Genomic DNA, 13,485 nt, shown 5'->3' on the forward strand with positions numbered 1-13,485 from the left:
TGATTAAGAAGCCCCGTTACTTTGCATCGAGTTGTTTCGCGATTTTGTGTCTGACCCCCGCCAGGTTCCACCCAAGCGCGTCGGCACTGCGCGCTGTTTCCGCGAGGCGTTACAATCCGCCCATCTTGCAGACCATGTTCCATTCGTCCGCGGTCACCGGCTGGACCGACAGCCGCGAATATTTCACCAGCGCCATCGCGGCGAGCTTCTTGTCGGCCTTGATCGCGGCCATCGTCACCGGGGTCTTCAGCGGCTTGTCGGCCTTGATGTCGACGCAGACGAACTTGCCGGTCTTGTCGGTCGGATCAGGATAGGCCTCCTTGATGATCTCCGCGATGCCGACGATCTCCTTGCCCTCGTTGGAGTGGTAGAAGAAGGCGCGGTCGCCTTTCTTCATGGCCACGAGATTCTGCCGCGCGGTGAAATTGCGCACGCCGGTCCAGGCTTCGCCCTTGGCGCCTTTCGCAACCTGCATATCCCACGACCACACCGAGGGCTCGGACTTCACCAGCCAGTACGCCATTTATTCCTCCGCCTTGAACGGCCGCGTCAGCAGGCCCTCGATCGCCGCATCGATCGTCACCTTGCCGGCCAGGATCGCGGCGACCGCATTTGATACCGGCATATCGACATTTTGCGCAGCCGCCAGCTCGATCAGCACCGGCGCAGTGAAGGCGCCCTCCGCCAGCTTGTCGCGGGCCGGCTGCTCGCCGCGCCCGAGCGCGATGCCGAGCGCGAAATTGCGCGATTGCAGGCTGGAGCAGCTCAGGATCAGATCGCCCAATCCGGAAAGTCCCGCCAGCGTTTCGGCGCGCGCGCCGCAGGCGCGGCCAAGCCGTGCCAGCTCGCTGAAGCCGCGCGTGGTCAAGGCGGCCAGCGCCGAGGCGCCGAGCTTGCGTCCTTCAACGATGCCGGCCGCGATCGCCAGCACGTTCTTCGCCGCACCGCCGATCTCGACGCCGCGGATATCCGTGGTGTGATAGGGCCGGAAGGTGGATGAGCCGAGCGCCTGCACCAGCGCGCTTGCCAGTGCTTCGTCCTTTGCCGCCAGCGTCACGGCGGTCGGAAGTCCGCGCGCCACATCGTCGGCGAAGCTTGGTCCCGACAGGATCGCAGGTATCGCGTCGGGGGCGGCTTCCGCGATCACTTCGGTCATGAATTTATGCGTGCCGCGCTCGATGCCCTTGGCGGTGGCGATCACCGGCGTCGCCTTCTTCAGATGCGGCGCCAGCGCCAGCGCCGCTTCACGCAAATTCTGCGCGGGCGTTGCGATCAGGATAATGTGGGCGCCGGCCGCCGCCGCGATGCGGTTGGTGATTTCGATGCGCTGGTCCAGGCGCATGCCCGGCAGCCGCGGATTGGCATGCGCCATCTTCATTTGCGCGGCGTTTTCGGCGTTGCGTGCATAGAGGATGACATCGCGGCCGGCGCGCGCCGCGACGGCCGCAAGCGCCGTGCCCCAGGCGCCCGCGCCGATCACAGCGACGGTGTTTTCAGACGGCATCGCTAAAATCCCGCCCTGGTGTTGGCGTAGCCCGCCGGCGCTGCGGCATTGGCATCGAGCAGCCAGCGCGCGCGCGGCGGCGCATCCATCGTATCGGTCAGTCCAAGCGCCATCCGCTCGGCGCCGGCCCAGGCGATCATCGCGCCGTTATCGGTGCAGAGCGCCGGCGGCGGAATGATCAGCGTGGTCTGCGCTTTCGCCGCTACATCCTGCAGGGCGTCGCGGATCGCGTGATTGGCGGCGACGCCGCCGGCCGCGACCAGCGCGCGGGGCGGACCGAACTGCTCGTGGAACAGCCGCAGGCCGACGCTCAATCGATCGGCGGTGGATTCCAGCACCGCGGCCTGGAAACTGGCGCAGAGATCGCTGACATCCTGCGGCTCCAACGGCATCATCCGGCTGGCCTCGTTGCGCACGGCGGTCTTCAGTCCCGACAGCGAGAAATTCGCATCCGGCCGCCCGAGCATCGGGCGCGGAAACGCAAATCGCTTCGGATCGCCGCCGGCGGCCGCGCGCTCGACCTCGGGTCCGCCGGGATAGGGCAGCGACAACATCTTTGCGACCTTGTCGAAGGCTTCGCCCATGGCGTCGTCGACGGTGGTGCCGAGCCGGACATATTTGCCGACGCCGACCACCGCGACGATCTGGGTGTGACCGCCCGAGGCAAGAAACAGGCAATAGGGAAACGCCAGCGCGCAAGTCAGCCGCGGCGTCAGCGCGTGGGCCTCGAGATGGTTGACCGCGATCAGCGGCGTGTCGTGCACCATCGCGATCGCCTTTGCGGTGGTGAGGCCGACGATCACCCCGCCGATCAGGCCGGGACCCGCGGCGGCCGCGACCGCCGACAATTGCGCATAGCCGATCCCGGCCTCTTTCATCGCGCTATCGACAATGCCGTCGAGCAGATCGACATGGGCGCGCGCTGCGATCTCCGGCACCACGCCGCCGAAGCGGGCGTGCTCGTCGGTCTGCGAGCGCACGATATTGGACAGGATGCGGCCGCTGCCGTCACTCGCCCGCTCGATCACCGCCGCCGCGGTCTCGTCGCAGGTGGTCTCGATACCCAGCACCAGCATCGGCGTGTCGTTATCCAATTTGATCCCTTGCGCATCAGGTCAAACAACGCTTCCGTAACCCGGTAGCATTACGAGGTCTCTGGGTGCAATCGCCGGTTAAAGCCGAAACATTTTGCGCCAAGGTATTTTTGGAGATCTGAGGCATGGCCGTTCTCGTCACGCGCCCGCATCCGGACGATGAGGCCACCGCCGCAGCCCTTCGCGCCAGGGGTTTTGAAGTGCTTCAGGCGCCGATGCTGCGATTTGAGGCGGTGCCGTTCCATGACGATGCCGATGCCCGTTACGGCGCCATCATCGTCACGTCAGCCAACGCGCTGCGCGCCATCGCGCCGCATCTGGCCGATAGCCGGCTGCTGAAATTGCCGCTGTTCGCGGTCGGCGAACACACCGCCTCGGCTGCCCGCGACGCCGGTTTCAGCGAGGTGATGGCGGCCAGGGGCGATGCCGGTGCGTTGCGCGATCTGGTGCTGGGAGCTGTGAAATCGAAGCAACTCAAGAAAGCCAGCACGCTGCTCTATCTGGCCGGCGCCGATCTCGCGCGCGATCTCGCGGGCGAATTGGGCGAGAAGGGGTTCACCGTCGTGACGCACACGACCTACCGGATGATTCCGGCGTCCAGCCTGCCGCAGGAAATATGTGACGCTTTCGTGGCGAACCAGATCGAGGCGGTGCTGCATTATTCACGCCGCAGCGCGCGGGCCTTTCTGAACGCGGCCCGGTCGGGCGGCGTCGAAATATCGGCGCTGGCGCTGCCACAATGCTGCATTTCCGCTGCCGTTGCCGCCGTCTTGCGCGATGCCGGCGCGATGCAGGTCACGGCGGCCGCCCAGGCCGACGAAAATGCCTTGTTCGAGGCTTTGAGCCGTGCTTTGCGGACCCGATTGGCCTAACCCCGCCCGATTCTGATAGGTTCAGGGCAACTCACGCTAAGGGAACCGCTGCGATGGTCGACGACAGGCCCGAAAATCAGGGATCACCGCCCGAATCGGAGCGGCCCAAGCGCGAGCCGCCGACGATCGATCTCGAGGCGACCGAAGTGACCAGCGAACCTGCGAAAGCAGGCGATACAACGAGTGCGGATACCGCCGCGCCCGAGACCGCGGCGCCTGAGGCCGCGGCGGCCGACACCGAGACTGCAACCGCGGCGGCCGCGGCGGAACCGGCGCCGCAACCGGTGCCTGCGCCGGCGCCGGTCTCGCCCTGGATCGTTGCGCCCGTCTCCGGCGCGGTGGCGGCCGCGCTCGTGATCGGCGTCGGCTGGATGCTGGGCTGGCCCGCCGTTCAGCCGGCGGCAGCACCGCCCGCGCCGCAACTCAACGCCGCGATCGACGGTCTCTCCACGCGTGTCGCAGGCCTGGAGACGAAAACAAGCAAGCCCGCCGCGCCGGTGGCCGATCCGGCTTCCCTGGCGCGGATTGATACGCTGGAAAAATCGCTCGCCACGTTGCGCGGCGAACTCGCAACCGCGCGCACGCAGAACGAAAAACTTGCGTCCTCCGTCAACGAAGTGAAATTGGCGCCGCGTACCGACGGCACTCCCGCACCCGCGCCCGATCTTTCCGGGATCAACGAGCAGATCGCGAAGATCGAAAGCAGCGTACGGGCGCAGGCCGCGGAGATCGCGCAGCAAGGCAGCAAGATTGCCGACTTAAAGCCGGTCGAGACCAAACCTGCCGACGATCAGCCGCTGCGCCGGGTGGTGGCGGCGGCTTTGCTCGATGGTCTCGTGCGAACCGGCGATCCCTATCCGGCGGCGCTGAACACGGCGAAGGCGCTGGCGCCAAACGCCGACGCGCTGAAGCCGCTTGAGCCGTTCGCGGCAACGGGCGTGCCGAACGCCGGCAAGCTCTCGGGCGAATTGCTGACGCTGGTGCCGAAATTGTCGCCGGCGGTGCCGCAGGACACCGCCACGACTGGTTCGGGCATCGTCGAGCGGTTGCAGGCCGGCGCCGCCAAGCTGGTCCGCATCGAACGCACCGATACCGCCGGCAATGACCGCGGCGCGGTGGTGGCGCGGGCGACCGCGGCGGCGTTGCGCAACGATGCCAATGAAGCGCGGCGCGAATTGAAAACGCTGGCGCCGGCCGATCGCGCCCCGGCGCAAGCCTGGCTCGACAAGGCCGATGCGCGCGATGCCGCGCTGGCCGCCTCCCGTCAATTTGCGGCCGACGCCATGGCCGTGCTCGCCAAACCGGCGCAATAAGGAATCCGATGGTCCGGATCATTCTGTTTCTGCTGTTGATCGCGCTTGGTGCAGCGGGCGCGTCGTGGGTGGCCGAGCAGCCCGGCGACGTCGTGCTGTTGTCGGGCAATCTGAAGATATCGACCACGCTGCCGAGGTTCTTGGCGGGGCTTGGCATCGTCATCGTTGCGGCCGTCATGCTGTGGGCGATCCTGCGCGGCTTGTGGCGGACGCCGGCGCGTCTGCGCCGCAATCGGCGCGAGAAGCGTCACGCCCGCGGCCGGCACGCGATCACGCAGGGATTGCTCGCGATCGGTCACGGCGATTCCACCGCCGCCCGCGCGCATGCCGAAGTCGCGCGCCGCCATGCGGCAGAGGATCCGCTGGCGCTGCTGCTGGAAGCGCAATCGGCGCAGCTCGATGGCGATCGCGAAGGCGCGCAGCGCGCCTTCCACGCCATGGCCGAGCGTGAGGATACGCGGCTATTGGGCCTGCGCGGCCTGTTCATCGAGGCGCAGCGCGCCGATGATCCCGTCGCCGCCGTGATGGTCGCCGAGGAAGCGCTGAAACTGTCGCCGTCATCGTCATGGGCGTCGCATGCCGTGCTCGGCTTCTGCTGCGCCAAGAGCGACTGGACCGGCGCGCTCCGCATTCTCGATAACAATCAATCCTCGGGGCTGATCGACAAGGCGACCTATCGCCGTCACCGCGGCGTGCTGCTGACGGCGCGCGCGCTTGAGCTGGAGAAGGTCGATCGCGATCTCGCGCGTCAAAGCGTGATGGAGGCGGTCAAGCTGGCGCCGACGCTGGTGCCGGCCGCGGTGCTCGCGAGCAAATTTGAAAGCGAGGCGCATCAGGTGCGGCGTTCGATGCGCCTGGTCGAAACCGCGTGGCTGGCGCAGCCGCATCCTGATCTCGCCGATGCCTATGCCCATGTGAAGCTCGGCGATTCCGCGCGCCAGCGGCTGGTGCGCGTCGAAACGCTGGCGGCGAAAGCACCCGGCCATATCGAGGGCGCGCTCGCGATCGCGCGCGCCGCGATCGACGCCTCCGAATTTACGAAAGCGCGCGAAGCGCTGGCGCCGTTCATCACCGCGCCGACGCAGCGGGTGGCGCTGCTGATGGCGGAGATCGAGCGCACCGAACATGGCGACAGCGGCCGGGCGAGGGCGTGGACCTTGCGCGCGGTGCGCGCGCTGCACGATCCGGCCTGGACCGCGGATGGCTATGTCAGCGATCGCTGGCGGCCGGTCTCGCCGGTCACCGGCCGCCTCGACGCCTTTCAGTGGCAGACGCCGGTCGCGGCCTTGCCGTCCGAAAAGGGCCCCGCCATCGAATCCTCACCGTTCGAAGAGGCGATGCTGGCGACGCCGCGCCGCGCGGTCGTGCTCGAGCCGCCGGCTCCGGCCCCGGTCGAAAGCGGGCCGGCGGAACCGGCGGCCCCCGTCGCGCCGGAGCCTGTTGTCGCGCCCGCAGCTGCGGCCGCCCAGGACAACGCGCCGCCCGCCGCCAGCGTCGAACCGGAACCCGCCTCTGCGGCGGAGCCTGAGCCGTCCCCCGCACCGACGCCGCCGCCCGCCCAACAACCGGCGCCCGCCGTTGCCGCGCCGCTGTTTCGCGCCCGCCAGGACATTCCGAAGGCGGTTCCGGCACCGATTCCGGCCGTGATTCCCATTGTCCGGGCGCCGGACGACCCGGGAATCGACGAAGACGGCCCTCCGGACGAATTCGCCCAGCAAATCGGCCCGCCCAAGGCCCAGGCCGGCGGCTGGCGGGGATTTTTGTCACGCTGGGGCGGGGAGTAGAGTTGGGAGGCAGCGTTTTTCTTGCCAAGGCGGGCGCTGCCCGATATCAGGTGGCACGCGTTTTCGGCCCAGTTGCCGAACGCTGCGTCTGGTCCGCCGCAATAGCTCAGTTGGTAGAGCACGTCATTCGTAATGACGGGGTCACAGGTTCGAGTCCTGTTTGCGGCACCAATGACTTAGCCGGTTTTCGGCACCTTCAAAAATCAGCCGGGGTAGGTCGGGGGTAGGTAGCGCCCCGCGCGGCCAATCTGCCTGTTCGGCCCTTGAGCGCTATCGCCGTTCGCTCTGCGGCGGGTTGGCGTTGGGGGCGGTTGACGAGGCTTCAGCGTCCTCGGCAGGCACTTCGCGCGCGATCAATCGGGCGAGTTCGACAAGGCCATCGTCGAACGGGCGGGCGCGCGGGGTTGGTCTTTCCGGCCGGGAGGCGACCCGGCTCAACGCTGCTAGGATTTTCATTGTACGATTCCCCCGACCGCTGCGGCACTGGGTCAAGGCACTCTAAGGCGCTTCGTTCCGATTTGATTAAAATGAAGGCCGACAACTGAAGAACGTAGTCAACGCCGTCCTAACGTCGGTCGAGGTCGGTGGCCTCTTAACGCGTGAACGCTGAGATGATGGGCCCATGCCTGACAACGTCCACAAATTTCGCAGAATCAAATGGGCAGACCCGAAGTGGTTTAAGATGATCGATGGTTTCAAGTCAAAGCCGCGCGGTTCGCGCTATTTTTCTGGCTTGGTAGGCTTCAACGCGCCCGAAACAGGCAGCCGCGCGCGATGCGAGACAGAACGTCAAAAGGGCGAAGCAGCCCAGCGGCGGCTTCGCGAACAGCGGCGGTCGTCCTGATTTCCAGCAAGTCACTTGCTCTTGTCCGGCGGGAACGGAAGGCGCTAATGCGTGCAACTTTGGACGCCGCTCCTACTCTGCCCCGCCCGTGGTGCTGACCTAGCGGAATGATTCGGTCGGCCGCTATAGACACGCTCAACCTTGTTTGGCGTCGATGCCTTGTCCGATGCTGAAGGCAAAGCGGACCTACGACGCATCATGCCGAAGCGACGCGAATGACCCAGAGCCGAACTCGCGGCTATGCAGCCGTTATCGACCAGCATGCAATCGCCAAGGGGCGACGTCTGTGGCAATCAATTCAAAGATTGCCTGCGACATAATCTCCCTGAAAGCAGTGGCAGGGGGCGGGGTTCCACTGCACTCTGCTTCTACCGACAGTTTTGAATTCCCTGCAGCCGAAGCAAATATTTCATTGAGTAGTCGAACGCAGTCGTCCCACTCAGCATGTGACGGCGGTTCGTCGGCTCGAATATGAATGAAACACTTCTGCGGGTCGGCGGCAGCGTAAATGCTTTTGATCCATGTGAATGCGGGCCAAATCAATTCGAACAATGCCAACTGTATGCCGGCCAATTTCTCATTCAGTGCATCTTCTGACAGGCCGTTCATTATAAAGCAGCTCCGAGCATCCAAGTGAGGGCAACCAAGAAAGCTGTCGAGGCCATCGAAGGTGCATTCTGATATCGCCGAGTGTCAATGCTGCGCCGTCGGCTATTGGCACTTAACGGACCTAATGCGAAGGACCAACGAAGTCCGCTGATAGCGTTAAAGCGGACGTGATCCGCGCAAGCGATTCGTCCGCTGATCTATCCACACCCGCCGCCGGTCGCGCCCCGATGCTTTTCAGGGCGCAAGGGCGGGTGTGATTCGCGAGTCCGACGCGGCTGCGCTTTGATTGCGTCATGCCATGGCGGCGAAAACCAAATTCTCGATTGCGATACTGGTCAGGCGGGACACCGACCACGGCAAAGGCCGCTGGCTTCACGTCGATTCTTGTCTACTGCGTCGGCCCGCCTGTCGGAGACCCGCGCAACGGTGTTGGCATTCGGCGGCTAACCGAACGGGGTCACAGGTTCGAGTCCTGTTTGCGGCACCAGCCTCTCTCCCGCTCTACGCGCGTATTCTCAACTGATCGGTGTAGATCAGCGGAAATTTGTGGCCAGCTCCCGGTAGCGCAGCGTGGTCACGACATCCGCCCCAGGTCGGTCACGCCGACCGGGGCGACTTTTGGTCAAAGTGACCGTTTCACTTACAGCCGAATTGTCGGGGCTTCGATTGCGCCGCGATAGTTGCTCTCCATGAGCTGCTTCTGGGCGATCATGAAGTCGGTCCTGGCGCCAAAGCCAGTCGGATGCAGATGGATATATCCGCCTCCAGTGACAGCGGCGAGGTCGTTCTCGGTGATTTCGCGAAGTTCGTTCTGATTCCCGGTAGACATGGCACATCCTCCGTTTAGCTCGACCGGCGCGATCATTCGCCCCGTTCCGTCGATCTCGGAAAAATGCCCCGTCTTGCAATGATGCGCTGTTCCCCAGGTAACAGCCGATGCGTGACCGGCATCACGGAGCGCCCCGCATATCGCGTCTATGTCGGCAAAGCAGAGAGCGCTCATGCACCTGCTGCCATGCTTGTCCGAACATGGAGGCGCCGCATGCTGAAAATATACCTGAAGGTGAAGAGTGCCGCCCCTGTGGCGTTGCTCAACCGTCGACTCAGCGAGGTGCCTCCCAAGCAACGTGACGAACTCGCTCGAAATTTGAAGGACGAGTCCGACATCTATCCGCGTGCGCTACTCCTGATATTCGCGTTGGTCTCGTGCGCGTTTGCCGCGCTGGCGATATTTGCTGCTATCGACGCGTGGAAATCCGGCAACTGGGTGCAATTCACGGTAACGGCTCCGGGAGCGATCTTCTTTGCGTGGTGCGCGTGGGCATGGTTGCGCCGATGGATCGCCCGCGCCTGAACAGCATTCCGCGCTCACGGCAACAGTGGTACGGGCGGTGTGATCTTTCTCCCGGATACGATCTCCGCGGTGCTCGGAAGCTATTTCCGGCATTTTTCCCTGCCTATGCTGCGCCGTTAACCCTCCATTAACCATGTCGGCGCACCCTGCGCTGTCCCTTCTGGAAACGAGTGTGCGGCGAGAGGCCGTCCCCGCTGTCCCGGTGACGGCTTTTTGCCTTTCCGAACCGTGGAGTAGAGCCATGTCTGAACCGGGCAAGGTGCAACTGGGGGTAAATTTGCTTTCCGCATTCACATCGACAATTGCCGTTGCCCTGGTCTTGGGCTTGCCAATGGCGGTCGCTATAATCTGGCTTTGCTCCTGATTTCTCCGCCTGGCCAGAGGGCAAGGCAGTGTTCGACTGGTGGAAATCGAAAAAGCCTTCGACGAAGTCCGCCGACCGGGGACGCGGCGGCGGACCGCACGTCATCCTTGAGGAATTACGCAGCCGCGTTCCGCGGTACCTCGATGATGCCGATAACGGCAAACTGATCTATCCGGCCTGCAAGCGGGCGCTTTCGGATCTGGATGGCGATATCAGCTCGGTTTGGGATCACACCCGACTCGAAGCGATGCGATATGTCACGATGGTGCCAAGCCCGCAATTCGAGTTGCTGACCGGTTCGGACCGCCAGATCGAGATGATGAACGCTTACTTGTTTCAGCGTCCTCACGACGAGACCGTGATCGATTTCACCGGAACTGCGACGACCGATTTTGCGATTGCTATTGTGGCCGGCCTCAATTGGCTGACGCATTGCGCCCAATTGTCTGGCGTTGAACCAGGCAAGCAGTCCGGCACGATTCGCAATTTTCGAAGGATAGTCACGTTGGCGCACCAATGGTGGCTAACCGAGGGAGCCGGCGAACGCGCCAGCCGATTGCTTGATAATGGCGAGCAGCCACCGCTGATGTTCTATTTGGTATGGAACGACTATACGCAACTGGCAAAGCACATCGCGGCAGCCACCGTATTTGGATCGTCCGCCAACCGTGCAGCAAAGCTGGTTGCACTTCCCGCCGACCTCATTCCCCGTTTTGAGGCCGCTCAAGATCCGCTGGAATTGGCCGACGACGCAGCACGACCCCGCTAGTGGTTTGATCGGCTGCATTCCCTGAGGTTCATGCCCAGCTTTGGCGGGGCCGGAACCAAAGGATCTGGAACCCCGATGGATTGCGAGCGTCAGGATTTACCTGACGTCCGTGCGGCCAACACCATGCCTGGCAGACCAAGGTCAGGCTGGTCCGATCCGCCAAATCCCGTAAGGGTGGTCCGGGTTCAATTTGCTCCGGCGGAACGATAGATGCGCACAGCTGTAATCGCGGAGTTGGCTGACAGGCTTTCCTCCGGTTCAGGACGAAGGAACGAGGGCATATGGCTGTTCGCCGCGCTGGCTCTGACCGCCGCCATCCCGGTCCTGCTTCTCGGGGGATGGATCGCCTACATCACCGCTGACCAGGAACGCAGCTACGCGCGTAAAGCGGCCACCGAAGCGCTGACCCAGGTCGCGCATCAGATCGAAGCCGAAATTTCGCGTGAGATGCAGGTCGCGGAAACGCTCGCGAGTTCGGCCGCACTCGACAACGGGAATTTGGGTGACTTCTATCTGGAGGCAACGCGGATCGTGGCCGCCCGCCCGCTCTGGGAGACGGCCGCGCTGACGAAGCCGGATCAGGAGCAGGTATTGAACGTGCTGCGCCCGCTCGGGGCGCCGCTCGGACCGGTCATGGACAGTGAAAGTTTCAACGCCGCCGTCCGCACGCGAAAGCCGGTCCTTGGCGGACTTGGTCCGTACCAGGCTGCGATCGGCAAACAGCTGGTGTCCCTGCGTGTCCCGGTCATCAGGGATGGTGAACTCCGCTACATCCTGACGATCGGGCTGTTGCCCGACCAGATCGGCACGATCCTCGGTCAGGCCGGACTGCCGGCCGGATGGGCCGGCACGGTGATTGACGCCAAAGAGCGGATGGTGGCGCGCACGCCCGACACGAACACCGCCAAGGCAGACGCGAAAACGCCTGCAGTGCAGGAAGCCATTGCCCGCGGCGGCGCGAATTCGCGCAACACCAAGACCAGTGAGGGCATGGATGTCGAAACCGTCCATCGCGTGCTGGCCGGCACCGAAGGATGGTCGGTGCATGTGGGCGTTCCGCTCGCTGAACTGAACGCTCCCGTGTCTCGCTCCTTGCGACTGTTGTTTGGCGGAACCGCCGCAAGCGTCGGGCTCGCCATTGCCCTTGGTCTGGTGATCGCCCGGGAAATTGCCCGCCGGCGTCGCATGGAGGCGCTCGAATCGGCAGCGGCTTTGCTGGACAGCGAAAAACGAGGGGCGCTTGCGATCGACGCCGCCGAGCTCGGCACCTGGCGCTGGGATCTGTACACAAACGAGTTCAGCGGCTGCAGCCGCTTTTGCGCACTGCTGGGCCTGCCGGCCGCCCGATCGGGCGAAACAAAATGGCCTGCCGACGGGATTTTCGCGAAAGTCGAACCATCGCATCGGCCGGCGCTGGCGGCCTTTGGCGCTGCATGCCTGGAGAGCGGCAAGTCGAGCAGCGTCGCATTTCAGATTCAGTCCGACGACCGCGGCGAGTATTGGTTGCGCGCGGCAGGGAGAGCTGAAGGGCGGCCCAATCATCGCCATGTGATTCACGGCGTGCTCGCCGACATTGACGTGTCCAAGCGCGCGGAGGCGGAGCGGTCGCATCTGCTGCGACGGCTTGCCTCCGCCCAGGAAGAGGAGCAGCGCCGGATATCGCGGGAACTGCACGATCAGATCGGCCAGACGGTGACAGGGTTGTCGCTCGGCCTCAAGGCACTCGAGCAGGGGCTCGCCAGAGGAAACAACGGAGCAGCGGCAACCGAGCAGGTACGATGGCTGGAACAGCTCGCGGCGCAGATAGGCCGCGATATTCATCGCACGGCTTCGGACCTGCGGCCGACGGCGATCGACGACCTCGGAATTTTCAAAGCGATCGAGGCCTACGTTGCGGAGTGGCAGGAGCGTTATGGCGTTCGTGTCGATGTTCAGACGTTCGGGCGAGACGATCAACTTCCCGCCGATGTGGCGGCGGTGCTGTACAGGTTGGTTCAGGAAGGGTTGAACAACGTCCTGAAGCATGCCCAGGCCAGCAAGATCAGTCTCGTGCTCGAAAAAAAATCGGAAGGGTTGGCGCTGGTTCTTGAGGACGACGGAATAGGTTTCGATCCGGAAACCTCGCAACGCAATGTGTCGCACGGCCGGGCGCCCGGATTGGGCCTTTCCGGCATGAAGGAACGCGTGGCGCTTCTTGGCGGCAAGATTGCCCTGGAATCCGCGCCAGGAAAAGGCAGTACGATCTTTGTCCAGATTCCGCTGGAAGAGCTTGTGAGCGTCAGATGACCCGCATTCGCATCGCCCTCGTCGATGATCATCCTGTCGTGCTGGCGGGCATTCGCGCGCTGCTGCTGGACGTGCCGGACGTCGAACTCGTGGGTGAGGCGAATACGGGAGCGGCAGGTTTGAAGGCGATTTGCGAATGCTCCCCGGATATCGCGGTGATCGATCTGTCCCTGCCGGATTTCAGCGGCATGGAACTCGCGCGTCGTCTGAGCAAGCGGTGTCCGGCGGTGAAGATCATCGCGCTGACCGTTCATGAGGATCGCGCCTACGTCCACCCCGTGCTGGACGCCGGAGCGAGGGGATATCTGTTGAAGCGATCGGCCGGAGACGAATTGCTTCGCGCCATCCGGGCCGTCAACCAGGGATCGCTCTACCTCGACCCTGCGATCGCCGAAAAGACATCGGCGAAGGTGCCCGAACTCGCGTCGGCGGGCGAGGACGATGGCGGTGAGCTCAGCCCTCGCGAAGAGGACGTCCTCAAACTCGTGTCGCAGGGATTCAGCAACAAGCAGATCGGCGGGCAACTCGAAATCAGCGTCAAGAGCGTGGAGACCTACAAGGCGCGCGCCTCCGAAAAGAAGGGACTGCATAGCCGCGCGGATATCGTTCGCTATGGCATCAAGCAGGGCTGGCTTACGACTCCAAATTGAGCGCCTGTAACAGGTGTGAAGTCACGTGGCATCGCTGCCTGC

The 13,485-nt window shown here is 64.1% G+C and carries 14 protein-coding genes and 1 tRNA gene; 9 read left to right on the forward strand and 6 right to left on the reverse strand.

Annotated elements, in window-relative coordinates:
• Window positions 1-109 precede the first annotated feature (109 nt).
• The 3 genes from JQ609_RS11500 to tsaD are packed head-to-tail and all read right to left on the reverse strand — an operon-like array spanning window position 110 to window position 2,580.
• A complete protein-coding gene (locus JQ609_RS11500) occupies window positions 110-523 on the reverse strand; it encodes an EVE domain-containing protein (protein ID WP_212273506.1) in 414 nt (137 codons plus the stop codon).
• Window positions 524-1,504 carry an NAD(P)H-dependent glycerol-3-phosphate dehydrogenase gene (locus JQ609_RS11505; RefSeq protein WP_212273507.1) on the reverse strand — a complete coding sequence of 327 codons (981 nt, stop codon included), beginning with the start codon at window positions 1,502-1,504 and terminating at the stop codon, window positions 524-526. It lies immediately after the preceding gene.
• A 2-nt stretch (window positions 1,505-1,506) separates the two neighbouring features.
• Window positions 1,507-2,580 carry a tRNA (adenosine(37)-N6)-threonylcarbamoyltransferase complex transferase subunit TsaD gene (tsaD, locus tag JQ609_RS11510; RefSeq protein ID WP_212273558.1) on the reverse strand — a complete coding sequence of 358 codons (1,074 nt, stop codon included), beginning with the start codon at window positions 2,578-2,580 and terminating at the stop codon, window positions 1,507-1,509.
• A 143-nt stretch (window positions 2,581-2,723) separates the two neighbouring features.
• On the opposite strand from tsaD, the gene JQ609_RS11515 reads away from it, so the two are divergent.
• The 4 genes from JQ609_RS11515 (at window position 2,724) to JQ609_RS11530 (ending at window position 6,738) form a co-directional block, all read left to right on the forward strand.
• Window positions 2,724-3,470, forward strand: a complete 747-nt coding sequence (locus tag JQ609_RS11515) for a uroporphyrinogen-III synthase (RefSeq protein WP_212273508.1) — start codon at window positions 2,724-2,726, stop codon at window positions 3,468-3,470.
• A gap of 53 nt (window positions 3,471-3,523) precedes the next feature.
• The gene (locus JQ609_RS11520) at window positions 3,524-4,783 is read left to right on the forward strand and encodes a COG4223 family protein (protein WP_212273509.1); all 1,260 of its coding nucleotides are present in this window, start codon (window positions 3,524-3,526) and stop codon (window positions 4,781-4,783) included.
• An 8-nt stretch (window positions 4,784-4,791) separates the two neighbouring features.
• Window positions 4,792-6,567, forward strand: coding sequence for a heme biosynthesis protein HemY (locus JQ609_RS11525; RefSeq protein ID WP_212273510.1), 1,776 nt, complete (start codon window positions 4,792-4,794; stop codon window positions 6,565-6,567).
• 95 nt (window positions 6,568-6,662) lie between these two features.
• Window positions 6,663-6,738, forward strand: a tRNA-Thr gene (locus JQ609_RS11530).
• 99 nt (window positions 6,739-6,837) lie between these two features.
• Here the strand turns inward: JQ609_RS11530 and JQ609_RS11535 are convergent.
• On the reverse strand, window positions 6,838-7,023 hold the full coding sequence (locus tag JQ609_RS11535; protein WP_212273511.1) for a hypothetical protein: 186 nt from the start codon (window positions 7,021-7,023) through the stop codon (window positions 6,838-6,840).
• Window positions 7,024-7,189: 166 nt separating this feature from the next.
• Between JQ609_RS11535 and JQ609_RS11540 the strand changes: the two genes are divergently transcribed.
• Window positions 7,190-7,411, forward strand: a complete 222-nt coding sequence (locus tag JQ609_RS11540; protein WP_212273512.1) for a hypothetical protein — start codon at window positions 7,190-7,192, stop codon at window positions 7,409-7,411.
• Between the two features lie 249 nt (window positions 7,412-7,660).
• Here JQ609_RS11540 and JQ609_RS11545 read toward each other — a convergent pair whose 3' ends face one another.
• Window positions 7,661-8,020 (reverse strand): hypothetical protein, encoded by a 360-nt coding sequence (locus JQ609_RS11545; protein WP_212273513.1) that lies wholly within the window; start codon window positions 8,018-8,020, stop codon window positions 7,661-7,663.
• Window positions 8,021-8,660: 640 nt separating this feature from the next.
• A complete protein-coding gene (locus tag JQ609_RS11550) occupies window positions 8,661-8,849 on the reverse strand; it encodes a bacteriocin (protein WP_212210302.1) in 189 nt (62 codons plus the stop codon).
• A gap of 111 nt (window positions 8,850-8,960) precedes the next feature.
• Between JQ609_RS11550 and JQ609_RS11555 the strand changes: the two genes are divergently transcribed.
• From JQ609_RS11555 to JQ609_RS11570, 4 genes are all read left to right on the forward strand, one after another.
• Window positions 8,961-9,374, forward strand: coding sequence for a hypothetical protein (locus JQ609_RS11555; protein WP_212273514.1), 414 nt, complete (start codon window positions 8,961-8,963; stop codon window positions 9,372-9,374).
• 392 nt (window positions 9,375-9,766) lie between these two features.
• Complete coding sequence (locus tag JQ609_RS11560) at window positions 9,767-10,507, forward strand: hypothetical protein (RefSeq protein ID WP_212210304.1); 741 nt, start codon at window positions 9,767-9,769, stop codon at window positions 10,505-10,507.
• Window positions 10,508-10,717: 210 nt separating this feature from the next.
• Window positions 10,718-12,793, forward strand: coding sequence for an ATP-binding protein (locus JQ609_RS11565; RefSeq protein ID WP_212273515.1), 2,076 nt, complete (start codon window positions 10,718-10,720; stop codon window positions 12,791-12,793).
• Entirely contained in the window at window positions 12,790-13,443 is a 654-nt protein-coding gene (locus JQ609_RS11570; RefSeq protein ID WP_212273516.1) for a response regulator transcription factor, read from the forward strand. Before JQ609_RS11565 ends, JQ609_RS11570 begins: the two co-directional genes overlap by 4 nt.
• Window positions 13,444-13,485: the final 42 nt, after the last annotated feature.

Origin of the sequence: Bradyrhizobium sp. AUGA SZCCT0169, from assembly GCF_018130085.1 — a bacterium.
In the GTDB taxonomy this organism is placed as follows: Bacteria; Pseudomonadota; Alphaproteobacteria; order Rhizobiales; family Xanthobacteraceae; genus Bradyrhizobium.

Coding starts and splice junctions, on each gene's coding strand:
- JQ609_RS11500 (WP_212273506.1), bottom strand. CDS start 523: ATGGCGTACTGGCTGGTGAAGTCCGAGCCCTCGGTGTGGTCGTGGGAT.
- JQ609_RS11505 (WP_212273507.1), bottom strand. CDS start 1,504: ATGCCGTCTGAAAACACCGTCGCTGTGATCGGCGCGGGCGCCTGGGGC.
- tsaD (WP_212273558.1), bottom strand. CDS start 2,580: ATGCTGGTGCTGGGTATCGAGACCACCTGCGACGAGACCGCGGCGGCG.
- JQ609_RS11515 (WP_212273508.1), top strand. CDS start 2,724: ATGGCCGTTCTCGTCACGCGCCCGCATCCGGACGATGAGGCCACCGCC.
- JQ609_RS11520 (WP_212273509.1), top strand. CDS start 3,524: ATGGTCGACGACAGGCCCGAAAATCAGGGATCACCGCCCGAATCGGAG.
- JQ609_RS11525 (WP_212273510.1), top strand. CDS start 4,792: ATGGTCCGGATCATTCTGTTTCTGCTGTTGATCGCGCTTGGTGCAGCG.
- JQ609_RS11535 (WP_212273511.1), bottom strand. CDS start 7,023: ATGAAAATCCTAGCAGCGTTGAGCCGGGTCGCCTCCCGGCCGGAAAGA.
- JQ609_RS11540 (WP_212273512.1), top strand. CDS start 7,190: ATGCCTGACAACGTCCACAAATTTCGCAGAATCAAATGGGCAGACCCG.
- JQ609_RS11545 (WP_212273513.1), bottom strand. CDS start 8,020: ATGAACGGCCTGTCAGAAGATGCACTGAATGAGAAATTGGCCGGCATA.
- JQ609_RS11550 (WP_212210302.1), bottom strand. CDS start 8,849: ATGTCTACCGGGAATCAGAACGAACTTCGCGAAATCACCGAGAACGAC.
- JQ609_RS11565 (WP_212273515.1), top strand. CDS start 10,718: ATGCGCACAGCTGTAATCGCGGAGTTGGCTGACAGGCTTTCCTCCGGT.
- JQ609_RS11570 (WP_212273516.1), top strand. CDS start 12,790: ATGACCCGCATTCGCATCGCCCTCGTCGATGATCATCCTGTCGTGCTG.